The organism is Pseudoalteromonas sp. S4492 (assembly GCF_005886115.1).
GTDB lineage: Bacteria > Pseudomonadota > Gammaproteobacteria > Enterobacterales > Alteromonadaceae > Pseudoalteromonas > Pseudoalteromonas gelatinilytica.
Genome location: NZ_PNCP01000023.1, coordinates 1 through 20990 on the forward strand (window position 1 = coordinate 1; position 20990 = coordinate 20990).

Genomic DNA, 20990 nt, shown 5'->3' on the forward strand with positions numbered 1-20990 from the left:
GAAAGGGGAAAGGGGAAAGTTGTGAGAGGGGAGTTGGAATATGGGAGTTGTTAGGCTATAAGTAGAAATATGTTTTAAATAAGGATATTTAAAATGAAATTTGAAAAACTAGATGTTTGGAAGCGTTCTGCTACGTTAGCAATTGCAATTTTTCAACACTTTAAATCGAGTCGTGAATATTGCTTGAAAGACCAAATTAAGCGCTCTAGCTTGTCTATTTCATCGAATATAGCAGAGGGCTATGAGCGGATGTCTTCAAAGGATTGTGTGCGTTTTCTTTACTATGCAAAAGGAAGTTGTGGTGAGCTAAGATCACAGCTCTATATATCGCTTCAGGTTGGTGAGGTTAGCACTGAGGTGGCAAATAAATGGATAATAGAAACGCAGGAATTATCAATGATGTTAGCGGGCTTAATCAGAGCAATTAATAATGCGAATCAAAGGTAGTAGTTAGAAAAGGGAAAGTTAGAAAGCAGCTTGCTAACTTTACTCTTTCCCCTAGAAGCTCGCTAACTGTTTGGAATTCAATCTGATAGCTGACAGCTCCAAGTTTACTCTAGCAACTCGCTAACTTTACTCTTTCCCCTAACAACTCACTACAACCAAATTTTTTGTAACTCTGGCCATTGTTTTTCAAATTGTGCACTTGGTTTTGCTTTAAAGTCGCTGCGCACGAATTGATTCATCTTACCTTCTACGTAGGCGAGTAAGAAGTTGGCTAGGGTGGTTTCGTCTGACTGGAATGCTTTGCCTTCGCGCAGTTTGCGCTCACGTAGCACTTGCTTGAACTGAGTTTCTAGCTTTTCAAATAAGCCTTGTACACGTTCACGTAAACGCTCTTGTTCACCTTGTAAGGCATCACCGGTCAAAATGCGGGTAATGCCCGGGTTTTTCTCAGCGAAGGCTAACAATAACAGTAAAATATTGTACACACGTGTTTGGCTTTCTTTCTCATTTTCTAAAATGAGGTTAATGCGTGATAACAGGGTATCTTCAATAAACTCGATTAGGCCCTCAAACATCCGTGCTTTACTCGGGAAATGACGATATAACGCAGCTTCAGACACACCTACTTCAGCCGCGAGTTTTGCGGTTGTGATACGTTGACCTGGGCTGGTTTCTAACATTTGTGCGAGTGCTTGCAGAATCTGCTCTTTGCGATTACTTCTTTTTGTCGCAGGCATGACCATTCCTTTCTTATAATTTATTACTTGCGCTGTTGGGAGTCAGACAAGCCATTTTTTGTGCAAATGAGTGGCTTATGTTAATGTTTTATTCAGTTTCTTTCCAGCATTTTTACAAACGCTTGGCAAGCTCAGTCATCACGCTCATGGCCAAATCTTTTTTACTTCCCATTGCTAAATCTAGCTGCTCATTGTGCCAGAAAAGTGTTAAAGCATTATGATCAGAATTAAAGCCAAGACCTTCTTTTGATACGTCATTTGCGCAGATCATATCGAGATTTTTGTTCTTTAATTTACCTTGAGCATAGCTTGCAACATCTTGAGTTTCTGCCGCAAAGCCAACGGTATAAGGGCGATTTTCGTTCAGTGCAGCGACGTTAGCGATGACGTCTGGGTTCTTAACTAAAGTGAGGGTCAGCTCATCGCCTTGCTTTTTCATCTTTTGCTCATGAATTGCAGCTGCACGGTAATCAGCTACTGCCGCACAGCCGATAAATGCATCTGATTGCACGGCTAGCTTCATTGAGGCGGTGTGCAATTGCTCAGCACTTTCTATATTAGTGAGCAGGGCATTAGCAGGTGCTTTAATTGTCACGGGGCCTGAAATCAGGTTTACCTTTGCACCTAGCGCAAGCGCAGCCTCTGCAAGGGCATAGCCCATTTTGCCAGAGCTGTGATTAGAGATATAGCGAACTGGGTCAAGGGCTTCTCGAGTTGGTCCTGCAGTAATCGTGATGGTTTTGCCTGCAAGTAATGGCTCTACTTCAGGTTGTGTACAAAGCGCGACTAACTCATGAGGCTCTAACATGCGCCCTGCGCCTACATCACCACAAGCTTGCTCGCCTTTACCTGGGCCCCAAATAGCCACGCCACGTTCGCTAAGTGTGGCAAGATTTGCTTGTGTAGCAGGGTGGGCATACATTTGTTGGTTCATTGCAGGTGCAACCGCCACTTTTGCTGGGGTGGCGAGTAGTAGGGTCGTCAGTAAGTCATCCGCAATACCCATCGCCATTTTCGCTAAAATATTGCTGGTTGCAGGGGCAACTAAAATAAGGTCTGCCCATTTGGCAAATTCGATATGACCCATTGCGGCTTCTGCTGCGGGGTCGAGTAATGAATCAGAAACAATTTCACCGCTAACTGCTTGCATAGTTAAAGGAGTAATAAAGTGTTTTGCTGAGTCGGTCATGACGACTTTTACTTCACAGCCTTGATCTTTTAAACGGCGAACAAGTTCTGCACATTTATAGGCTGCAATACCACCACTCATACCTAGCAGGATTTTTTTATTTACTGATTTTGTCATTACGTGAAATTTAACCTTTGTCGATATGGGCTAACGATAGCAAATCTTTACCGATAGCATGAAGTTTTCTTTTTTACTGACAGGCAAAAACTGGATTTTATAGTACAGTTTAATAAATGGAATAGTTGTTTTAAGGATGAAGCAATGCCATTAACCGATTTACCTTTATCAGCAAGGCCGCGGGAAAAGTTACTTGCCCAAGGTGCCAAAGCACTCTCAGATGCAGAGCTACTAGCGATATTTTTACGTACCGGTGTGCCGGGTATGAATGCCATTGAGCTGGCGGAGCATCTACTCAATATTAACAGCACGTTGCACGACTTATTTAATGCATCTGAGCAAGAGTTTTGCGCTCAAAAGGGTTTAGGATCTGCTAAATATGTACAGCTTCAAGCGGTACTTGAACTAAGCCGGCGCTATATGCTTGAGCAATGTAAGCGCGAAGCATTATTTAATTCACCGCAAGCTGTGTATGACTATTTAACTATTCAGTTGCGTGGCTTACAGCAAGAGGTATTTATGGTGCTGTACTTAGATAGTCAAAACCAGCTAATTAAAGACGAAGTACTTTTTTACGGCACTATAAATGCCGCATCTGTATACCCACGCGAAGTGGTTAAAGCAGCACTACGTAATAATGCGGCGGCACTGATACTTGCTCATAATCACCCAAGTGGAGTTGCTGAGCCTAGTCAGGCTGATAAATTGATCACCACTAAATTGCAGCAAGCTTTAGCCTTAATCGATATAAATGTGCTGGATCACATCATTGTGGGTGGTGAAAATTGTGTGTCGTTTGCCGAAAGAGGGCTTATATAAAGCCTGATAGCTTAGAGAGTGTGTTAAAAATGAGCAGTTTAGGCTGATTTTAGAAATTAGTTTAATTTAAATGCAGTTTTTACTTTCCCTAAGGGCTTTCGATCATTATAATTAGCCGCTATCAAATTTACACATGAGCTGATTGGATAAGATCTGTTACTTGATCTTTGCCTGTATAAGCTGTATAAAGAGCGCCCTTCGATTTATCCCGGGGCACAAATACTGGCCTAAGGGAAAATTAAGCTCGAGCGAAGTTATTGGAGATATATAGACATGTCTAAAGTATGTCAAGTTACAGGTAAGCGTCCAGCGGTTGGTAACCACCGTTCACACGCGAGAAACGCGACTAAACGTCGTTTCCTACCTAACCTACAAACTCACCGTTTTTGGGTTGAAAGTGAAAAACGTTTTGTAACACTACGCACTACTACTAAAGGTATGCGTATTATCGATAAAAAAGGCATCGACGCGGTTCTTACAGAAATCCGTGCTCGTGGCGAAAAAGTTTAAGGAACTGAATCATGCGCGATAAGATCCGTTTAGTTTCAACTGCTGGTACTGGTTTTTTCTACACTACCGACAAGAACAAGCGTAACATGCCTGAAAAAATGGAAATCAAAAAATACGATCCTAAAGCTCGTAAACACGTGATTTTCAAAGAAGCTAAAATCAAGTAATTTTAGTTTTCAGAATTTCAAAAACCCAGCCTCGGCTGGGTTTTTTGTTTTTAGCGTTTAGAAATTTTTATTAGAGCAGAATATCTAGTTTGGTTTGCTGTTTTATCTTGCTTAATTATCAATCTAAGCGTAAAATGCGCGCTCATTTCGGCTTATTAAATTTAATTCCTTGCCTTAAACCGACTGGCCGAAACGGTAGAAGGCTCTATTAACCGTAAGGAATATCCATGCGTCATTACGAAATCGTATTCATGGTTCACCCTGATCAGAGTGAGCAAGTACCTGGTATGATCGAACGTTATACTGGTTCTATCACTGAAGCTGGTGGTACTATCCACCGTCTTGAAGACTGGGGCCGTCGTCAATTGGCTTACCCAATCGACAAGCTTCACAAAGCTCATTATGTTCTTATGAACGTTGAAGCACCTACTGAAGTAATCAGCGAGCTAGAAACTACTTTCCGCTACAACGATGCAGTGCTTCGTAACTTAGTTATGCGTACTAAAGACGCTGTAACTGAAGCATCTCCTCTTGCGAAAGAAGAGAAGAAAGAAGCACCAGCTGCTTAATCGTTTTGAGTTCAAGCATGGCGCTTGCAGTTGAGACAAAAAGATGAGCCAACCGCTTAATCCTTATATGAATCAGCTGACACTATCTGGGGTTGTTTGTAAAACCCCAAAATATAGTCAAAGCCCTGCTGGTATACCGCATTGTATTTTTGTTCTTGAACATAAATCGATGCAAGTTGAAGCAGACCTTAACCGTAATAGTTATGTCAGGCTTCAAGTTGTTGCCAGCGGCACGCCAATGCAACAACAGACTCAACAATTGCACGTTGGGCAACAAGTGCAAGTGACGGGGTTTTTAAACCGTCACGAAGGCCGAAACGGCTTAAGCCAATTGGTCTTGCATGCTCAACATATAGAAAGAATTTTTTGAGGAATTTTACTCATGGCACGTTATTTCAGACGTCGTAAGTTCTGCCGCTTTAAAGCGGAAGGCGTACAACAAATCGATTATAAAGATCTAGCTACTCTTAGAAACTATGTTACAGAAAGTGGCAAAATCGTACCTAGCCGTATCACAGGTACTAGCGCTAAATATCAGCGTCAGCTAGCAACTGCTATCAAGCGTGCTCGCTACTTAGCCCTTCTTCCATACACTGACTTACATAAGTAAGCAGCGGATTAACAGTTTTTAAAAGGTGTAGAGACATGCAAGTTATTCTACTAGACAAGATCGCAAACCTAGGTGGCCTAGGTGACCAGGTTGTAGTTAAATCTGGCTTCGCACGTAACTTCCTTTTCCCACAAGGTAAGGCAGTTCCTGCAACTAAAGCTAACATCGAAACTTTCGAAGCACGTCGTGCTGATTTAGAAGCTAAGATCGCTGAAGATCTAGCTGCTGCTCAAGCTCGCGCTGACAAGTTAGAAGCATTAGCTGAAGTTACACTAGTTTCTAAAGCTGGTGACGAAGGCAAGTTATTCGGTTCTATCGGTACTCGCGACATCGCTGAAGCTATTTCAGCTGTTGGCGTTGAAGTTGCTAAATCAGAAGTTCGTTTACCTCTAGGTACTATCCGTGAGACTGGCGAATTTGACGTAGCAATCGCAGTACACTCAGACGTATCGGCTACTATCAAAGTAATCGTTATCGCTGAAGCTTAATAGCAATATTAAGTAAAAAAAGCCGCGCTTATGTGCGGCTTTTTTGTGCCTGAAATTTATGAATTGTAGCGTTTTGTACCACTATGAGTTCATCGATACTCATTCAATAGTATTGGTTTCTAAATTTAAAACACATAAATACCAATCCTATAATCTTACCTATTTTACAAACAGACGTTCTTTTTTCTTAATTTTATTTTTCTTATTAGTATAATCGAATGAGTAAAAGTAAATTGGTTAAAATTGACACTGACAACGCTGTCATTTATATTGTGCTGGTTAAAAAGTATTAAGGGGTTGAGGTTGAAAAGTGCATTAGTACCACATGGAATGGGTAAACAAACAGGCTTTACATTAGTAGAAATTCTTATCGTGATCGCTATTTTAGGGATTCTGTATAGCGTAGCACTGCCTGCATACACTGAGCACATGCAACGTAGTCGCCGTGCTGATATTCAACAAGAGTTACTGCAATACAGCGCCAGCCTCGAACGTATTTATTCACGAAATGGCGGCTACCCAAATGCATTTGCAACTCAAAATACTGACTATTACACCTTTACTTACACAGCAACAGATAAAGTATCAGGTGCTGTAAGCGATTTTAAAAATCGTGGCTACAGTTTAAAAGCCGCTCCTAAATCGGGCTCGGCGCAAGCAAGTGATCGCTGTGGAGACTTAACCGTTAAACATGATGGTAGTTACAGCGCTTCATTTACTGATTGCTGGGAGTAACACATTTGCGTCGAATTGCAGGGTTTACCTTAATTGAGTTAATGGTTGTGCTGAGTGTTATCGGCATTATGGCAGCTGTGGCTTTTCCGTCTTTTAGCCAACAAATCTTGCAAGATCGCGTCGTAACTACTGCAAATCAGTTAAATAGTGCTTATAAATTTGCACGTAGTGAGGCGGTCAAGCGCGACAAACCTATCAATCTGGTTGTTAATAATAGTAGCTGGCAAGTGACCCTCAACGAGGGGGGCGTAGACACGGTTTTAAAAGAATTTTCGGTCACTAAAAGCGGAGTTACTGTCAACTTAGTCGCATTAGCCATTAGTGCCAGTGGCGAAGTTGATAAACAAGCTGAAATTTTAGTGAAAGATGAACACACAAATACCACAGATTACGTGATGTGTGTGCTTAAAAGTGGCCAAAACTGGTTAGTAGAAAATTCACAGCGAGGATGTGCATGAATAAGCAGGCAGGCTTTTCATTATTAGAAGTGATGATTTCAGTGGTGATCGCTGGCATCGCATTATTAGGCTTGGCGGCAGCGCAGCTAAAATCGCTGCAATATGCAACTAATAGCTTTAATTACACCGTGTCACTCATTCAAGGTCAAAACACCATTGAGCGTTTGTGGCCGCGCATTTGTGAAATTCAAAAAACCAATACCGCACTTTTCCAAGATGCGACGTTTAGAGCTTCGCTCGCGCCGCAAGTGAGTGATTATCAACTGACCATCCCGGCTACTTACAGTGATGATATGCAAATTAATGTGGCTTGGGTTGATAAGCGCATGACAGACAATGCAGAAAATCAAATTAGCCTAAATGCCAGTTTTCCTGATTTAACGGCGGTATGTTCATGAATAAACGCGTTCAGGGTTTTACCTTAGTTGAACTGATGGTGGCATTGGCAGCCGGGGCTTTTTTATTAGCGGGAGTGAGCTTGTCGTACTCAGCGATTAAAAGCACGATTGAGGTGAGTAAAGAGCTGGAAAACGCGCAAGAAGTGATCCGTTATACCAGCAAAGTATTCAACCGCAGCATTAAGCAAACACAACTAACACCGACCATCAGTGCAGATAAAAGCACGATTACCATTACTCAACCTAGCGGGGTGATTGCTTGTGATGGCTCTGCAACAACAGCGCAGGTGGTTGAGGTCTATAGCTTAAATGGCAGTAACTTAATGTGTTCACTTGATGGTGCTGCCTCAGAGCGGTTACTCACAGGTATCGAAACGCTGAGTTTTAGTATCGCTGGTGAACTTGTCACTGTGAGTGTGAAGCCAAATGACTTACCTACGCAGTTTGGTAATGGTATTAACATTGATATTGCCTTAACCAATGCAATATTAGTCAAAGCATACGGAGCTGGCGGTGTCTAACAAGCAAGGTGGTTTTACCCTAATAACAGTGTTGATCTTGACCAGTATGGCCAGCATCGTGGTGCTAAGTTCGCTGCGTGAAAACATTGTTCAAGAGCGCTTAAGTGGTAACTTTCAAAAGAAATTAAACAGTCGCTTAATGGCTGAAAAAGGTGTGTTTGAACAAGCTAAGTTATTACAACAAACCTTGAATGAGGAAGGTGTATTAGCGGTTGAAGATTTGATCAGTAAAACCAGTAATGCATCGGGCTCAGGTGTGATTGCTGATGATGCCATTTTTAATGCCAGTTTAAGTAAGAATGCTGCTGGTGAGCTTGAAATTGCAAGCCTTGGTCAACGATTTGATGGTGATGCACAAAGTAATTTAGTCGCCCGTTTTGCTGTACAAGGCGCGAAAGGCAGCTCGATTTTCACTAATGCGATGGTGGGCTGTAAAGGGGTTAATCTGTCGGGGAGTGGTAGTATCGATAGCTACGATTCTAGCAAAGGCACGTACGAAGAAACTAAGTCGAATGATGGTGATGTTTCAACGATTGCTGGCGATTCAGACGTGGTGCTATCAGGTCATTCACCGATTAAGGGTGATGTAAAAGCGACCGGGGTTATCTACTTAAATGGTTCATCACCAATTATTGGTAATATCCATTCAAATACCGGTGTTTATATCTCTCCTGGCAGCGGTTTACGTGTAGACGGTAATGTCTATACCCGAGGTTATTATACCCATCGTGGCGGCACAGTTTCTGGTGTGGTGCGAGCCAATGGGGATGCGAAAATGCAGTGGTCAACATTCATTACGAATAGCCAAGGCGAAGCGCTGGATATAATGTATGGTGGCTCTGGTGATTTTAAAGATACCTACAATAATCAACAAGATGGTGTGCACTACAGTGATAGTAAGTTTAATGTAAACCCGAATGTTGAACCGATTACCGTTGCTGACCCAGCTGCCCCCGATTATGACCCTACAAACCCAGATACCAGTTGCGACCCGTTAATTTTGCCAGAGAAAATGACAGACATCACAGACCAAGTGAGCAGTTATAGTTCTGTTTCGATTGGTCCTACGCAACAATTTAAACTTAATACTGAAAAGGGCTTTTTTAGTAGCGGTGGTAGCCAAGTAATTTTGCCAAGCCTTGCCGATGTTTTCTTGTTTAACTCTAAAGCGCAAAACCAAGCCAATGGCAGTAACAGTAAAGAGTATATTTTTGCACTTGATAGACTCAAGATGACCAGTGACGGCAAAATGGAGGTCTCTGGTGGTGATGTTATTTTACTGATTGATGGCGACTTTTCGATGGAAGGGGATACCAGCCTAACAATTAAAAAAGACAGTAGCTTAACGGTGTTATTAACCGGAAAAGTTAATATTGGCGCAGGCGCAAAAGTTATTACTGAGCAAGAAGGCTTAACCACCAGTGGTCATCCGTCGTTATCATTCTACTCATCATTTAATGGTGTGAATGGGGTGCAGTTTAGTGGTGCTGCGAATTTATATGCAGCTATTTATGCACCTCTGACAACGGTGAAACTATCGGGCAGTGGTGAGCTGTTTGGTAGCGTACGTGGCTCAACAATTACCGCAACAGGGGGCAGTGGTGCTCATTATGATGCGGGTTTACTACAAGTACAAAATGGCGGCACGCCTGCTTCTTCGGCACGTATCGTATTTTTAGGTTGGAGCTACAAAACTGCAGAAACAACTGAAGAAGAAAGCGACGCATCCCCTGCCGAATAACGCAAATCCCCAAATAAAATTGTGTAAGCTCAATTATTTGTAGCTTACACAAAAAAAATTAATTTCATTTAAACCTTTTGAATCCCTCCTTACGTCTAATACACTAAATTCACAACAATAATCATAAAGGACAACATCCAGGATGTTGATAGATGCAGAACAAGCGTTCGCCCAGCAAAGTGAGCATGCCTTGATAGAGCGCGTAAAAAGCGGTGATCAAGCAGCCTATGCAACACTTTATGAGTTGCATGTGAAGCGGGTTTATAGCCTTTGTTTGCGATTACTTGCAGACAAAGAGCACGCCGAAGATGCAACACAAGAAGTGTTTGTACAGTTGTGGCACAAAATCGCGAACTTTGATGGACGCTCACAATTTTCGACTTGGTTACACAGTGTTACCAGCAATATTGCGATTAGCTACATTCGCAAACATAAAAGCTGGTTTCAAAAAGTAGTGAGTTTTGAACAAAGCGGTATGGATGAGCAAAGCGCAGCAGATTGTGACGGCTTTAACGGCCTCGATAAATTAGTACTGAGACTACCTGAGCGAGCACGTATGGTGTTTGTGCTCCATGCCATTGAAGGTTATCGCCATGAAGAGATAGCAAGCATGCTTGATATGGCGGTCGGTTCTAGTAAATCGCAATTTCACCGTGCAAGGCAGTTATTAAAAGAGTGGTATGAAAATGAGTAAGCCAGAATTTGAACAATTTTTAAATGACTCGCTTAACCAGCAGCAAGATATTAGCCCTGATAAAGATCTTTGGCCGGGGATTGAGCGAGCAATTGCAACAGGGCAAACACAGCAAGCTGATAAGCCAACGCATGGTTGGAATAAACTCGCAGCTATCGCCGCTTGTTGTATAGCAGCACTTTTGACCGTACAGCTTTTTGTTGGCCAAGGCGAGTCAAACAGTATGATGGCAATGAGCGATTATTTTACCAAGCAAAAGCAAGGTTTGTTGGTGCAGTATCAAAATCAACCTGCGTTAACCGATAACTGGCAGCAACAACTAAAAGAGTTAGAAGAAGCCGAAAGTGCCATTAAGCAAGCACTTGAGAATGAACCTGAAAACCCGGCTTTATTACAAATGCTATCGCAGATTTATCAGCAACAACTGGACTTAATTAACAAGGTGCATGCACCGAAGTGGCAAACGATTTAGGAGTGACAATTATGAAATTACTAGCCTTAACTTTAGGATTACTGCCACTGATGGCAATGGCAGGACAAACCATTAATGAACAAATTGATGTACCTGCAAATAAACGCATTTTTATTGAAAACCAACGTGGTGATGTTCGCATTGAAGGGTGGGATAAACCACTACTTAAAATCGAAGGTGAGCTTGACGATAAAGCACAAGGCTATCGTTTAGAGGTTGAAGGCAGCCGTGTTGAATTTATCGTAAAAATGCCGCGCAACTTAGGTGGCTGGAATAGTGGTGATGGCTCTCGCTTAACCATTTATATGCCAAAAAGCAGTGAGCTTGAATTTGCTGGGGTGAATGTCACGGTTAGTGCCAAAGAGCTTGAAGCCGGCGCAGAGATCGATACCGTTAACGGTGATATCACAGTGCAAAATATTAGCGGTAACATGAGTTTTGAAACGGTCAATGGTGATGTGAATGCCCACGACCTGAACGGTGATATTCGCTTTGAAACAGTCAATGGTGAAATTAACGATAAGAACTCGCAAGGTGCTTTACGCTTTACCGCGGTGAATGGCGACATTAAGTCAAAGACCAAAGCGCAAGATGTGCGCCTTGAAAACGTAAACGGTGATATCGACTTTGCTTTTGATGCAATTAAAAAACTACGTATCAATACCGTTAACGGTGAAGCTGAAGTTCACATCAGTAAGCTGATTGAAGATGCTAATATTCGTTTTGAATCAGTCAGTGGTGACGCCGAGTTTTACTTCCCAGCTGATGTATCGGCAAAGTTTGAAATTGAAGCTCATGCTAACGGCAAAATCGTTAATGAGCTAAGCGATGACAAAGCAACGAAGGCGAAATACGGCCCATCTAGCGACTTAGAATTTAGTATTAACGGTGGCGATGCTGATATCGAAATGGATACCATTAGCGGACGCATTGAACTTCGTAAACAGAAATAACGATTACAGTTCACTCAATTACAATATTTCACTCAATTACAATAAAGCGGGAAGACTTCCCGCTTATACCAATCGTGTTAAGTTGTTGGTCTTAAATAGCGACAGATAAATGAAGTGATAACAAGGCAGAAATTTTGACATGTAGTTACTCTACTTTAGACATTTCTAACGCAGTTAGCGCTTTATTTAGCACGCTAGAATGACCAAATATTTAAGTCGATTGGTATTAACTATTTGCACAGCCTTAGCAAGTCGATAGAATAGAGCCATTCAATTTAAGTTTTGTGAAGTTATGGCCAAACCAGATAAGCAAGTCGACACGTTAAAAGTTCCTCCCCATTCAATTGAAGCTGAGCAATCTGTTTTAGGTGGTTTAATGCTTGATAATCAAGCGTTTGACCGTGTTGCTGAGTTAGTGGTTGCACAGGATTTTTATACCCGCACCCACAAGCTAATTTTTGAAGCAATGGTGAGCCTTGCTGAAAGTGGCGATCCAATCGATTTGATCACTATTTCTGAGAGCTTAGAGAAAAACAATCAGTTAAGTAGTGTTGGTGGCTTTGCTTACCTTGCTGAAATTGCCAAGAACACACCAAGTGCAGCGAACATTGATGCTTACGCGAATATCGTACGAGAGCGTGCTGTTATTCGTGAAATGATTGGTGTTGCGAACGAAATTGCAGAAGCGGGTTTTAGCCCAGAAGGGCGTACCAGCCATGACCTGCTCGACTTTGCTGAAAGTAAAGTATTCAAAATTGCTGAGCAGCGCAGTAAAAGCACTGAAGGTCCACAAAGCTTACACAGTATCTTAGAAAAAACCGTTGATAAGATTGAAGAGCTTTACCAGTCGCCGCAAGATGGTGTGACCGGCGTAAGTACGGGTTATACCGATCTGGATAAAATGACGGCGGGTATGCAGCCTTCTGACCTTATCATTGTGGCGGCACGTCCATCGATGGGTAAAACGACCTTTGCGATGAACTTAGCCGAACACGCTGCGATGACACAAGATAAGCCAGTACTCATTTACTCACTAGAGATGCCTTCAGAGCAAATCATGATGAGGATGCTGGCATCACTAGGTCGTATTAACCAAACTAAGGTGCGTACCGGTCAGCTTGATGATGATGATTGGGCACGTCTATCGTCAACCATGGGCTTGTTGATGGAAAAAGGTAAAATGTATGTGGATGATGCATCAGGCCTAACACCAACGGATGTGCGCTCGCGTGCACGTCGTATTGCCCGCGACCATGGCGGTATTAGTATGATCATGGTTGACTACTTGCAGTTAATGCGTGTGCCAAGCTTATCAGATAACCGTACCTTAGAGATTGCTGAAATATCTCGTTCATTAAAAGCACTGGCAAAAGAGCTGCAGTGTCCGGTTATTGCACTATCGCAGCTTAACCGTACCCTAGAGCAACGTGCTGATAAACGCCCAATCAACTCCGACTTACGTGAATCAGGCTCAATCGAGCAGGATGCCGACTTAATCATGTTTATTTACCGTGATGAAGTGTATAACGAAGACAGTACAGAAAAAGGCGTGGCCGAAATCATCATTGGTAAACAGCGTAACGGTCCAATCGGTAAAGTACGCTTAACGTTCCAAGGTCAATTCTCGCGTTTTGATAACTACGCGGGCCCAGCGATAGACGACGAATACTAATGCGCTTAGCCATTGCCGAAATCAACCTACAAGCACTCGCTCATAATTTAGCGCAAGTGAAACGCTTTGCGCCTGGTTGTAAAGTTATGGCGGTGCTAAAAGCCAACGCCTATGGCCATGGCTTAGTAAAAATTGCCCAATACTTAAATGATGCCGACGCTTTTGCGGTTGCACGTATTGACGAAGCATTAGCACTGCGTGCTGGCGGACTGACAAAACCGATTGTGTTGCTTGAAGGCTTTTTTCATCAAGACGATTTACCGATCTTGCTTGCCAATAACTTTCAAACCATTATTCACGATGAAAATCAGCTGACAACGCTTGAAAACACAAGCCTTGATGCACCAATTGCATGCTGGTTAAAAGTGAATACGGGTATGCATCGACTGGGTATTGCTCCTTCGCAATTCGAGTCTTTCTACAATCGCTTAAAAGCAAGCCCAAATGCCCGTGATGACATTAAGTTAATGACGCATTTCTCGTGCGCCGACGACATCAATGATGAAAAGACAGCCCAGCAAATAGCCTTATTTGACTCACTAGCGAGTGACAAGACAGAGCAACATTGCCTTGCAAACTCTGCTGGCATTATTGCCTGGCCAAAAGGTCATGGTGAGTGGGTGCGCCCAGGATTGATGCTGTATGGTGTATCGCCTATGCTCAACGGTGTTGGTCAACAACATGGCTTAGAACCTGTTATGCGTTTAAAAACGCGTGTTATCGCAATACGCGATGTCGATGCTGAACAGTGTGTTGGCTATGGTGGGCGTTGGCATAGCGATAAACCGACTAAGCTTGCAGTGGTTGCGATGGGCTATGGGGATGGTTATCCACGCCATGCCGAGCAGGGCACACCTGTGGTTATCAAATCACAACGCTATGGTATTGTTGGCAGTGTAGCGATGGATATGATCACGGTGGATATTGGTGATAACCGCGACAACATCAAGGTCGGTGACGAGGTGATCATGTGGGGGCCAGAGCTTCCCGTTGAAGAGATTGCCCAGTGCGCAACAACCATTCCGTACGAGTTACTGTGTAATATCACCCCACGCGTAAGCTACGAGTATCAAGAGTAACTTTGTTACTCTTTAATAAAATACACGTCACTGAAACCCATTCGTGCGAACTCTTGATCACGAAAGTTTCTTACTGCCGCAGAGCCTTTTGAAGTCATTTCGACTTGCTGTTCCATCTTTAAATAATTGGTTAAATCAATGCCTTCAGCCGCTGCGATTGCATGGTACATATCGCGGTATTTATCTTTTGCAAAATTGATTTCGCGAGGCTGGTTTTTAAATTTGTAAGTGATGCGGCGTGCCATAATGAATCCTCAATGTTTATCGGGGCTGATTTTACACTAAAAAATAGTCATAGCCATGACTTGTTAGTACAAGCGGGTTACAATGCAATACTTTTCAAAGACTCGGTAACTCATAATGAAACTTTCAGTAGAGATCAGTAAGTACCCACTACATCAAGACTACATTCCGTTTATCAAAGGCTTTATTGACCGTGTAAAAGGTTACGAAGGGCTTAAAGTGATCACCAATACCTTATCTACTCAGATTTTTGGTGACTATGATTTAGTGATGTCTGTACTTAATACTGAAATCAAACGTTCTTATGAAGAGTTTGGTAAAGCTATTTTTGTCTGTAAATTCTTACATGGTGACTTGTCGCCTAGCGAAGACTAAACCCTAAAGTAGCGCGTGTTATGGAATTTTTGAGCGAAACCTTCTCAGGCTTTACTGCCATGTCGCATTGGGAATATATTGCCGTTGCCTTATCGATGGCGTATTTATTGTTAGCGATTAAAGAAAGCTTATGGTGTTGGCCAGCCGCGTTTGTCAGCACCTTTATTTATACCGTAATGTACTGGAATGGCGCACTGTTGATGGAGTCGCTCCTTAATTTTTACTACATGTATATGGCGGTATATGGTTGGGTGGTTTGGCGCCGAGGCATGAACAATAAAGATCATCTGCCCATTATTTCATGGTCGTTAAAGCGCCATGCAGTGATTTTGCTTGCCACCTCACTGGCCTCAGTTGCCATTGGTTTTGTGATGACCAATTACACTCACGCAGATTTTGCTTATTTAGATAGTTTTACCACCTGTTTTGCGGTGGTGACAACCTACCTTGTTGCCAAGAAGGTGCTGGAAAACTGGTTGTACTGGATTGTAATTGATGCAGCGTCTATGTATCTATACTTTGAAAAAGGGTATTACCCAACCTTAGTACTTTTCGTGTTTTACACCATTATGGCCGCGTGGGGCTTTAAAACTTGGTATGAAGAATACGAGCAGCATCAGGCTAAGCCGCTTGCACAGCTATAGATGAAGACAGAGCAACAAATTCACGCGCTCTTTACGCGCTTCAACTCACGTTTAGTGATTACTTCAATCAGCCCGCTGGTTGAGGGGCTAAGCAATGATAACTACCTAGTTAAAACAGCAAGCCAAGATTTTTTGGTTAAGCACTATCGCGACCACTGGCCGGCGATTGGTCTTGCAGCGCAAGCGCATTTTGCAAAGCAAAGCTGCTGCCCAGCCCCTCTTTGGTTAGAGCAAGCAACCGATACGGCTATTTTCGAATACGTGGCAGGCAGCATTGCCAGCGGTGATTTTTGTAGTAGCTTATTGCCCGACTTAGTTAATTTACATCGTTATCCTGTGCTAACTGAGCCGATGGATATTGCCTACGAAATTAACTACTACCAGCAAACAGCGCGTTATCAGCAACATGCTGAGCTAATTAAGCAGTCTCTGGCTTATATTGCTTCAGCGCCTAAAGACATGGGTTTTTGTCATAATGATTTAGTGAAAGAAAATATCATTGTGAATGAGACGGGTATGTTTTTAATCGACTTTGAATATGCCAAAAGTAACGATGTTTACTTCGACTTAGCTGCGCTGGTGGTGAGCTTTACGTTAAATGATGAGCAGCAACTAGTGTTGCTTGAACGCTATCAAGCATTAGTGTGCGAACATCACGAATTTAACTTATCAGTTGAAAAGCTCGCAGCGTTTCATGCGCTGTTTTTACTTTTATGTATTTGTTGGTACGAACAACGTGGTGCAATGGATAAAGTGGCGCCACTGCTTACACAGCTTAACCACTTTATAGAAAAAGTTAAAAATTAAAGACCGCCAATTCGCTCGGCAAGTTCTTTATATTTTTTTACGTCTTCTGGATCAAATAAAGGCTCACCTTTGTCATCTTGTGATTTCGAGATCAGTAAATGTTCGCGAGCGAGTCGTTTTACGCGTTCGACTTTTACACCTAAAAACTCCGCGACTTGCTCTGTAGACATTAAACTCATGATCAAATTCCCCTTACATGGCAATGACTGCCACCTTGTTATTAATTTTATTAAGTATACGTTAATACATTGGTTCTGCACTAATGTGAAGCATTTTAATGCAAATTGCTGAATTTGTGCGCATATAAAGGCCTCGACGCTAGCATTTAGTGCAAGATGCCATTATCATTGCCGGGTTGTCATGCTGATATCGCGAGTCAGTATTGATGACGACAAATGTGCTCTCGTGGTGAAATGGATATCACGTGGCCCTCCGGAGGCTAAGTTGCAGGTTCGATCCCTGCCGAGAGCGCCATTTGCTCTTCACGTTAATATCTTCTAAGCTCGATTTATTCCTTTAGCAATCTCAAAAAGCCAATGACTTATCAACCCATCGCCTGTGGTGACTACGATAAATACGAATTATGGTGCATGCATAACTCCTTTTTACGCATTTCCTTAGACTCTGGTGAACAGTTAGAAGGTAAGGCAGAGACCTTGAAGATACTGAACCCCGATGGTGAGCACCTGATTTTGGCAACAAAAAAAGGCGAACATGCCGTCCGCCTTGATTTAATTAAAAAGGTTGTCGAGTTATAGCCACTTCTTATTTTTAAAGTAAATGCCAATCCCAACGGTGAGCACCACCAAGAAAATAATAAATAAGCTAAATGCGTAAGGGCTTTCAGTGCCCGGAATACCGCCTACGTTTACACCTAGTAAGCCAGTTAAAAAGCCAAGTGGTAAAAACAGTGCAGCAACCACCGACATCACATACATGCGCTGGTTTAGTTGCTCAGACACTTGGCTAGTAATCGCTTGTTGAATAATTTGCGCGCGTTCAATTGAGCTATCTAGCTCTTCTAAGTAACGGATCAACATATTGGTTGTTTCGTTTAGGCGTGCTTTATCGTCTTCATCTAACCACTTATATTTATTGTTTAATAAAGTGATAAGGGCTTCTTTCTGTGGTCTTAAATAACGTTTTAATGCGATTGTTTGGCGGCGAATTTGCGCTAATGATTGATGATCAAAGCCTTTGTTTGGCTCGTCAATTTCATCTTCAAAACCATCGAGTGTGTCATCTAAACTGTCGATAACAGCTTGCATACGTGAGGTTAGGTTTTGCGCCAATTGGCATACTAATTCAGAGATTGAGCAAGGACCATTGCTGCCATCAAATGATTCAACAACATCCTGCACGGATAGCAAACGGCGCTTACGTGTTGTGATCAGAATGTTTTCATTGATGAATAAACGCAACGAGACCATATCTTCAGGGCTTTGTGCTGGATTTAGGTTTACACCTCGTAAAAACAGCATGTTACCATTAGTGACCTTGGTCAGACGCGGACGTGTTTCATCGGCAATCAGAGATTCAAGCTCGTAATCAGTTAATAAGTTACTTTGCTCAAGCCATGCAACGGCTTCAGCTTGGCTGTAATCCATGTGCACCCAAAGTTTACCGTGCTCAGGTTGCCAATTTTGCAGCTCAGTACTATTTTCTATAGCACGTGCGCCGCCTTGTTCGTCTAAAATTAAGACATGAAGTAACCCATTGATCATATTGAACTCTCGTTTTACAAATAGTGCGATATAGTTGATTATAGTTTAGCCTACGTCAATTAAATCGATTTATCGAGGGGATAAATTATTTTCGTTGGTGTTTCTAGCTCTGTAGCGTATAAGACACTTTTTTAAAGAGGGCACATTAATGAGCGCAAAAATTATTGTTGGCTGGCGAGAATGGCTTGGCCTGCCTGAACTGGGAATAGAAAAAATCAAAGCAAAAGTTGATACTGGGGCAAGAACTTCATGCATTCATGCTTTTGACATTGAGGAATTTTCAGAAAATGGCGAAACATGGGTGAAATTTACTACCCATCCTCTGCAAGAAGATGTAGAAACAACGGTAGAGTGCCGTGCCAAAGTGGTTGAGCGTAAATACGTGACCAGTTCAAGCGGTCAGCGTGAACTTCGCTACTTTATCGAAACAAAATTAGTCGCAGGTGACCAAAGCTGGCCTGTAAGGGTAACTTTAAGTAACCGTTCAACAATGAAGTTTAGAATGTTGTTAGGGCGTACAGCAATGGAAAATCGCATAGTCGTTGACCCGGCTTTATCTCATTTATTATAGGAAAAAGACTTTCACACGTTGCTACGTGTGTGAGTTTATCAGTTAAGGTTTTTAACTATGAAACTTGGTATTTTATCTCGCAACCAAAATTTATATTCAACACGTCGCTTAATCGAAGCTGCAGAGCAACGTGGCCACGAAGTGAAAGTAATTGATGCACTTCGTTGTTATATGAACATCAACTCAGAGCAACCAGAAATTCACTACCGCGGTGAAAATTTAAAAGATTTTGATGCCATCGTACCGCGCATCGGTTCGTCGGTGACTTTCTATGGCTGTGCGGTTTTACGTCAGTTTGAAATGATGGGTGTATTCCCAGTGAATGAATCGGTCGCTATTAGCCGCTCTCGTGACAAGTTACGTTCATTACAATTATTGTCACGTAAAGGCGTAGGTATGCCAGTGACAGGCTTTGCGAGTAAGCCTGATGACGTTAAAGACTTATTAAGCATGGTAGGCGGCACGCCAGTCGTTATTAAACTACTTGAAGGTACGCAAGGTATCGGTGTGGTATTAGCGGAAACACGTAAAGCAGCAGAAAGCGTAATTGAAGCGTTTATGGGTTTAAAAGCGAATATCATGGTGCAAGAGTACATCAAAGAAGCCGGTGGTGCAGATATTCGTTGTTTCGTTTTAGGTGACAAAGTAATTGCTGCTATGAAGCGTCAAGCGCAAGAAGGTGAATTCCGCTCTAACTTACACCGTGGTGGTAGCGCGACGTTGGTTCGTATTACTCCTGAAGAAAGAAGAACAGCGGTTGCAGCTGCTAAAGCAATGGGCTTAAACGTGGCAGGTGTTGATTTACTTCGCTCTGCTCGTGGTCCATTGGTGATGGAAGTTAACTCATCACCAGGCCTAGAAGGTATTGAAGTGGCAACTGGTAAAGATATTGCTGGCATGATCGTTGAGTTTATTGAAAAAACAGCGGCATCAAAAAGAACAGCAACGCGTGGTAAAGGCTAGGCCTTTTGGTATAAGCGCTCTATTAAAAGGAACAGTGCGTGGCTAAGGTTAAGAAAAATACATCGTTTTCAATTTTAGGTGATACGGTGGGAGTTGGTGAACGTAAGACATTTGCGATTGAAGCTGCCAAGCTTTATACCCACTCGCCGTTGAATATTCCTATTGAAGTGGTAAATGGTGTGCAGCAAGGACCTGTATTAATGGTGTGTGCTGCAATTCATGGTGACGAGCTCAATGGTGTTGAGGTTGTTAGGCAATTGCTGGCTAAAATCGAGCCAGAGCAATTGCGCGGTACTATTATTGCGGTGCCGATTGTGAATGTGTTTGGTTTTATTCATAAGTCACGCTACTTACCTGACCGACGTGATATGAACCGTAGTTTTCCGGGTTCAACCCGTGGTTCATTAGCTGGGCGTATGGCCAATGCCTTTTTCTCGCAAGTTGCAGTGCATTGTACGCACATTATTGATTTACACACTGGTGCAATTCACCGTACGAACTTGCCGCAAATTCGTGCTAATTTGAGCGACCCTGCAACAGCAGCCATGGCGAAAGCGTTTGGTACTCCAGCGGTGATTGATGCGTCACTTCGTAATGGTTCATTACGCAGTGAAGCGGCTAACTTAGGTATTCCAGTGATTACTTATGAAGCGGGTGAAGCGCTTCGCTTTGACCCAATTGCGATTGCTGCAGGTGTGCAAGGTGTTGATTATGTCATGCGTCATTTAAAAATGGTGCGTGGTAAGCGCGCTAAGAAACTGCCAGAGCCAGTGATTGCAAGCTCGACGAGCTGGATACGTGCCGAAGTTGACGGCATTGTTCGTGCACAAGTATCACTGGGTGAGCGAGTGATGAAAGGGCAGGTTTTAGCTTATATTAGCAGCCCGCTTGGCGATGCTGAGCTTGAACTACTCGCGCCGCGCAGTGGTATTGTGATTGGTCAACAAACCATGCCGCTTGTAAACGAGGGGGATGCTGTATTCCATCTTGCTTACTTTGCTCATGCAAATAGTATTGTAGAGCAGCAACTTGAAAACTTTATTGATGAAATAAGCGATATTGAAGACGAGTTAAAAACCGCAGATTTAAATAACTAGTAACATCTTGTGTTATTAAACAAGCCAAACTATCTGTTTGGCTTTTTTGTATCCGCTCCTCCTGATCTATTACTTGACCTTAGAGTAAGTACAAGGTTTATACTTTTTTTACTTACTTAATAGTTGTCGATTACCGAACAGATCAAAGATGAAAATATTTCTATTTTACACAGGTTTATTAACGCTTGTT

30 protein-coding genes and 1 tRNA gene are annotated in these 20990 nt (G+C 42.6%); 26 read left to right on the forward strand and 5 right to left on the reverse strand.

All coding sequences use genetic code 11. The features are described 5' to 3' along the window. Window positions 1-93 precede the first annotated feature (93 nt). Entirely contained in the window at window positions 94-447 is a 354-nt protein-coding gene (locus CWC28_RS06970; RefSeq protein WP_138624922.1) for a four helix bundle protein, read from the forward strand. A gap of 149 nt (window positions 448-596) precedes the next feature. Here the strand turns inward: CWC28_RS06970 and slmA are convergent, their stop codons facing one another. Together slmA and coaBC are read right to left on the reverse strand one after the other, a co-directional pair. Further along, the gene (gene slmA / locus CWC28_RS06975) at window positions 597-1184 is read right to left on the reverse strand and encodes a nucleoid occlusion factor SlmA (protein ID WP_063699831.1); all 588 of its coding nucleotides are present in this window, start codon (window positions 1182-1184) and stop codon (window positions 597-599) included. A 112-nt stretch (window positions 1185-1296) separates the two neighbouring features. Next, a complete protein-coding gene (coaBC, locus tag CWC28_RS06980; protein WP_138624923.1) occupies window positions 1297-2490 on the reverse strand; it encodes a bifunctional phosphopantothenoylcysteine decarboxylase/phosphopantothenate--cysteine ligase CoaBC in 1194 nt (397 codons plus the stop codon). A gap of 144 nt (window positions 2491-2634) precedes the next feature. Here coaBC and radC point away from each other — a divergent pair, with 144 nt between their 5' ends. The 17 genes from radC to alr all read left to right on the forward strand — a co-directional run bounded on the left by radC (window position 2635) and on the right by alr (window position 14376). Next, window positions 2635-3309: a RadC family protein gene (radC, locus tag CWC28_RS06985; protein ID WP_105174939.1), complete on the forward strand. Its 675-nt coding sequence runs from the start codon at window positions 2635-2637 to the stop codon at window positions 3307-3309. 273 nt (window positions 3310-3582) lie between these two features. Beyond that, window positions 3583-3819, forward strand: a complete 237-nt coding sequence (rpmB, locus tag CWC28_RS06990; protein ID WP_036973115.1) for a 50S ribosomal protein L28 — start codon at window positions 3583-3585, stop codon at window positions 3817-3819. An 11-nt stretch (window positions 3820-3830) separates the two neighbouring features. Then, window positions 3831-3986, forward strand: a complete 156-nt coding sequence (gene rpmG, locus CWC28_RS06995) for a 50S ribosomal protein L33 (RefSeq protein ID WP_022946036.1) — start codon at window positions 3831-3833, stop codon at window positions 3984-3986. 227 nt (window positions 3987-4213) lie between these two features. Then, window positions 4214-4555, forward strand: coding sequence for a 30S ribosomal protein S6 (gene rpsF, locus CWC28_RS07000; RefSeq protein WP_036973113.1), 342 nt, complete (start codon window positions 4214-4216; stop codon window positions 4553-4555). 67 nt (window positions 4556-4622) lie between these two features. Continuing rightward, complete coding sequence (gene priB / locus CWC28_RS07005) at window positions 4623-4925, forward strand: primosomal replication protein N (RefSeq protein ID WP_036973732.1); 303 nt, start codon at window positions 4623-4625, stop codon at window positions 4923-4925. 12 nt (window positions 4926-4937) lie between these two features. After that, window positions 4938-5165 (forward strand): 30S ribosomal protein S18, encoded by a 228-nt coding sequence (gene rpsR, locus CWC28_RS07010; RefSeq protein ID WP_002962753.1) that lies wholly within the window; start codon window positions 4938-4940, stop codon window positions 5163-5165. 35 nt (window positions 5166-5200) lie between these two features. Then, window positions 5201-5653 carry a 50S ribosomal protein L9 gene (gene rplI, locus CWC28_RS07015; RefSeq protein WP_054554192.1) on the forward strand — a complete coding sequence of 151 codons (453 nt, stop codon included), beginning with the start codon at window positions 5201-5203 and terminating at the stop codon, window positions 5651-5653. Window positions 5654-5956: 303 nt separating this feature from the next. Further along, complete coding sequence (locus CWC28_RS07020) at window positions 5957-6388, forward strand: type IV pilin protein (protein WP_325050858.1); 432 nt, start codon at window positions 5957-5959, stop codon at window positions 6386-6388. A gap of 5 nt (window positions 6389-6393) precedes the next feature. After that, window positions 6394-6846 carry a GspH/FimT family pseudopilin gene (locus tag CWC28_RS07025; RefSeq protein WP_082873944.1) on the forward strand — a complete coding sequence of 151 codons (453 nt, stop codon included), beginning with the start codon at window positions 6394-6396 and terminating at the stop codon, window positions 6844-6846. After that, window positions 6843-7244, forward strand: a complete 402-nt coding sequence (locus tag CWC28_RS07030) for a type IV pilus modification PilV family protein (RefSeq protein WP_063699823.1) — start codon at window positions 6843-6845, stop codon at window positions 7242-7244. The genes CWC28_RS07025 and CWC28_RS07030 overlap by 4 nt, the downstream gene beginning before the upstream one ends. Continuing rightward, on the forward strand, window positions 7241-7765 hold the full coding sequence (locus tag CWC28_RS07035) for a prepilin-type N-terminal cleavage/methylation domain-containing protein (protein ID WP_138624924.1): 525 nt from the start codon (window positions 7241-7243) through the stop codon (window positions 7763-7765). The genes CWC28_RS07030 and CWC28_RS07035 overlap by 4 nt, the downstream gene beginning before the upstream one ends. Then, window positions 7758-9506 (forward strand): DUF7305 domain-containing protein, encoded by a 1749-nt coding sequence (locus tag CWC28_RS07040; protein WP_233999234.1) that lies wholly within the window; start codon window positions 7758-7760, stop codon window positions 9504-9506. The genes CWC28_RS07035 and CWC28_RS07040 overlap by 8 nt, the downstream gene beginning before the upstream one ends. Before the next feature lie 142 nt (window positions 9507-9648). Beyond that, window positions 9649-10200, forward strand: coding sequence for an RNA polymerase sigma factor (locus CWC28_RS07045; RefSeq protein WP_054554197.1), 552 nt, complete (start codon window positions 9649-9651; stop codon window positions 10198-10200). Continuing rightward, on the forward strand, window positions 10187-10672 hold the full coding sequence (locus CWC28_RS07050; RefSeq protein ID WP_082873943.1) for a hypothetical protein: 486 nt from the start codon (window positions 10187-10189) through the stop codon (window positions 10670-10672). The genes CWC28_RS07045 and CWC28_RS07050 overlap by 14 nt, the downstream gene beginning before the upstream one ends. A gap of 11 nt (window positions 10673-10683) precedes the next feature. Further along, the gene (locus CWC28_RS07055) at window positions 10684-11625 is read left to right on the forward strand and encodes a DUF4097 family beta strand repeat-containing protein (RefSeq protein WP_063699819.1); all 942 of its coding nucleotides are present in this window, start codon (window positions 10684-10686) and stop codon (window positions 11623-11625) included. Window positions 11626-11917: 292 nt separating this feature from the next. Continuing rightward, window positions 11918-13297: a replicative DNA helicase gene (gene dnaB, locus CWC28_RS07060; protein WP_063699817.1), complete on the forward strand. Its 1380-nt coding sequence runs from the start codon at window positions 11918-11920 to the stop codon at window positions 13295-13297. Continuing rightward, on the forward strand, window positions 13297-14376 hold the full coding sequence (alr, locus tag CWC28_RS07065) for an alanine racemase (RefSeq protein ID WP_105174937.1): 1080 nt from the start codon (window positions 13297-13299) through the stop codon (window positions 14374-14376). Before dnaB ends, alr begins: the two co-directional genes overlap by 1 nt. A 5-nt stretch (window positions 14377-14381) precedes the next feature. Here the strand turns inward: alr and CWC28_RS07070 are convergent, their stop codons facing one another. Beyond that, entirely contained in the window at window positions 14382-14621 is a 240-nt protein-coding gene (locus tag CWC28_RS07070; RefSeq protein ID WP_054554201.1) for a DUF2960 domain-containing protein, read from the reverse strand. Between the two features lie 115 nt (window positions 14622-14736). Between CWC28_RS07070 and CWC28_RS07075 the strand changes: the two genes are divergently transcribed. From CWC28_RS07075 to CWC28_RS07085, 3 genes are read left to right on the forward strand one after another with little or no spacing between them, the layout of a single operon-like run. Beyond that, window positions 14737-14994, forward strand: coding sequence for a YkoF family thiamine/hydroxymethylpyrimidine-binding protein (locus CWC28_RS07075; RefSeq protein ID WP_138624925.1), 258 nt, complete (start codon window positions 14737-14739; stop codon window positions 14992-14994). Window positions 14995-15014: 20 nt separating this feature from the next. Then, a complete protein-coding gene (gene pnuC / locus CWC28_RS07080) occupies window positions 15015-15638 on the forward strand; it encodes a nicotinamide riboside transporter PnuC (protein ID WP_058583797.1) in 624 nt (207 codons plus the stop codon). Continuing rightward, window positions 15639-16445, forward strand: a complete 807-nt coding sequence (locus CWC28_RS07085) for a phosphotransferase family protein (RefSeq protein WP_138624926.1) — start codon at window positions 15639-15641, stop codon at window positions 16443-16445. Here the strand turns inward: CWC28_RS07085 and CWC28_RS07090 are convergent. Further along, the gene (locus CWC28_RS07090; protein ID WP_054563404.1) at window positions 16442-16624 is read right to left on the reverse strand and encodes a helix-turn-helix domain-containing protein; all 183 of its coding nucleotides are present in this window, start codon (window positions 16622-16624) and stop codon (window positions 16442-16444) included. The two genes, CWC28_RS07085 and CWC28_RS07090, sit on opposite strands and share 4 nt — an antisense overlap. A 220-nt stretch (window positions 16625-16844) precedes the next feature. Between CWC28_RS07090 and CWC28_RS07095 the strand changes: the two genes are divergently transcribed. After that, window positions 16845-16919 (forward strand) — tRNA-Arg (locus CWC28_RS07095). Between the two features lie 62 nt (window positions 16920-16981). Continuing rightward, on the forward strand, window positions 16982-17203 hold the full coding sequence (locus CWC28_RS07100; protein WP_105174935.1) for a Rho-binding antiterminator: 222 nt from the start codon (window positions 16982-16984) through the stop codon (window positions 17201-17203). On the opposite strand, the gene zntB is transcribed toward CWC28_RS07100, so the two are convergent. Continuing rightward, complete coding sequence (zntB, locus tag CWC28_RS07105) at window positions 17198-18169, reverse strand: zinc transporter ZntB (protein WP_105174934.1); 972 nt, start codon at window positions 18167-18169, stop codon at window positions 17198-17200. The genes CWC28_RS07100 and zntB overlap by 6 nt on opposite strands. 148 nt (window positions 18170-18317) lie before the next feature. On the opposite strand from zntB, the gene CWC28_RS07110 reads away from it, so the two are divergent. Genes CWC28_RS07110 through CWC28_RS07120 form a run of 3 tightly spaced genes read left to right on the forward strand, consistent with a single transcriptional unit; the run spans window position 18318 to window position 20800 of the window. Further along, window positions 18318-18740: an ATP-dependent zinc protease family protein gene (locus tag CWC28_RS07110; protein ID WP_063699806.1), complete on the forward strand. Its 423-nt coding sequence runs from the start codon at window positions 18318-18320 to the stop codon at window positions 18738-18740. A 57-nt stretch (window positions 18741-18797) separates the two neighbouring features. Beyond that, on the forward strand, window positions 18798-19703 hold the full coding sequence (rimK, locus tag CWC28_RS07115; RefSeq protein WP_063699803.1) for a 30S ribosomal protein S6--L-glutamate ligase: 906 nt from the start codon (window positions 18798-18800) through the stop codon (window positions 19701-19703). Window positions 19704-19741: 38 nt separating this feature from the next. Next, on the forward strand, window positions 19742-20800 hold the full coding sequence (locus tag CWC28_RS07120) for a succinylglutamate desuccinylase/aspartoacylase family protein (protein WP_063699801.1): 1059 nt from the start codon (window positions 19742-19744) through the stop codon (window positions 20798-20800). Window positions 20801-20990: the final 190 nt, after the last annotated feature.

Bases quoted from the DNA above. Each gene is read 5' to 3' on its own strand.
- CWC28_RS07085 (WP_138624926.1), top strand. From the start codon at position 15,639: ATGAAGACAGAGCAACAAATTCACGCGCTCTTTACGCGCTTCAACTCA.
- CWC28_RS07075 (WP_138624925.1), top strand. From the start codon at position 14,737: ATGAAACTTTCAGTAGAGATCAGTAAGTACCCACTACATCAAGACTAC.
- rpsR (WP_002962753.1), top strand. From the start codon at position 4,938: ATGGCACGTTATTTCAGACGTCGTAAGTTCTGCCGCTTTAAAGCGGAA.
- CWC28_RS06970 (WP_138624922.1), top strand. From the start codon at position 94: ATGAAATTTGAAAAACTAGATGTTTGGAAGCGTTCTGCTACGTTAGCA.
- CWC28_RS07030 (WP_063699823.1), top strand. From the start codon at position 6,843: ATGAATAAGCAGGCAGGCTTTTCATTATTAGAAGTGATGATTTCAGTG.
- alr (WP_105174937.1), top strand. From the start codon at position 13,297: ATGCGCTTAGCCATTGCCGAAATCAACCTACAAGCACTCGCTCATAAT.
- priB (WP_036973732.1), top strand. From the start codon at position 4,623: ATGAATCAGCTGACACTATCTGGGGTTGTTTGTAAAACCCCAAAATAT.
- CWC28_RS07110 (WP_063699806.1), top strand. From the start codon at position 18,318: ATGAGCGCAAAAATTATTGTTGGCTGGCGAGAATGGCTTGGCCTGCCT.
- CWC28_RS07050 (WP_082873943.1), top strand. From the start codon at position 10,187: ATGAAAATGAGTAAGCCAGAATTTGAACAATTTTTAAATGACTCGCTT.
- dnaB (WP_063699817.1), top strand. From the start codon at position 11,918: ATGGCCAAACCAGATAAGCAAGTCGACACGTTAAAAGTTCCTCCCCAT.
- rplI (WP_054554192.1), top strand. From the start codon at position 5,201: ATGCAAGTTATTCTACTAGACAAGATCGCAAACCTAGGTGGCCTAGGT.
- rpsF (WP_036973113.1), top strand. From the start codon at position 4,214: ATGCGTCATTACGAAATCGTATTCATGGTTCACCCTGATCAGAGTGAG.
- CWC28_RS07055 (WP_063699819.1), top strand. From the start codon at position 10,684: ATGAAATTACTAGCCTTAACTTTAGGATTACTGCCACTGATGGCAATG.
- CWC28_RS07070 (WP_054554201.1), bottom strand. From the start codon at position 14,621: ATGGCACGCCGCATCACTTACAAATTTAAAAACCAGCCTCGCGAAATC.
- rpmG (WP_022946036.1), top strand. From the start codon at position 3,831: ATGCGCGATAAGATCCGTTTAGTTTCAACTGCTGGTACTGGTTTTTTC.
- pnuC (WP_058583797.1), top strand. From the start codon at position 15,015: ATGGAATTTTTGAGCGAAACCTTCTCAGGCTTTACTGCCATGTCGCAT.
- CWC28_RS07090 (WP_054563404.1), bottom strand. From the start codon at position 16,624: ATGAGTTTAATGTCTACAGAGCAAGTCGCGGAGTTTTTAGGTGTAAAA.
- radC (WP_105174939.1), top strand. From the start codon at position 2,635: ATGCCATTAACCGATTTACCTTTATCAGCAAGGCCGCGGGAAAAGTTA.
- rimK (WP_063699803.1), top strand. From the start codon at position 18,798: ATGAAACTTGGTATTTTATCTCGCAACCAAAATTTATATTCAACACGT.
- CWC28_RS07045 (WP_054554197.1), top strand. From the start codon at position 9,649: ATGTTGATAGATGCAGAACAAGCGTTCGCCCAGCAAAGTGAGCATGCC.
- CWC28_RS07035 (WP_138624924.1), top strand. From the start codon at position 7,241: ATGAATAAACGCGTTCAGGGTTTTACCTTAGTTGAACTGATGGTGGCA.
- rpmB (WP_036973115.1), top strand. From the start codon at position 3,583: ATGTCTAAAGTATGTCAAGTTACAGGTAAGCGTCCAGCGGTTGGTAAC.
- coaBC (WP_138624923.1), bottom strand. From the start codon at position 2,490: ATGACAAAATCAGTAAATAAAAAAATCCTGCTAGGTATGAGTGGTGGT.
- CWC28_RS07100 (WP_105174935.1), top strand. From the start codon at position 16,982: ATGACTTATCAACCCATCGCCTGTGGTGACTACGATAAATACGAATTA.
- zntB (WP_105174934.1), bottom strand. From the start codon at position 18,169: ATGATCAATGGGTTACTTCATGTCTTAATTTTAGACGAACAAGGCGGC.
- slmA (WP_063699831.1), bottom strand. From the start codon at position 1,184: ATGCCTGCGACAAAAAGAAGTAATCGCAAAGAGCAGATTCTGCAAGCA.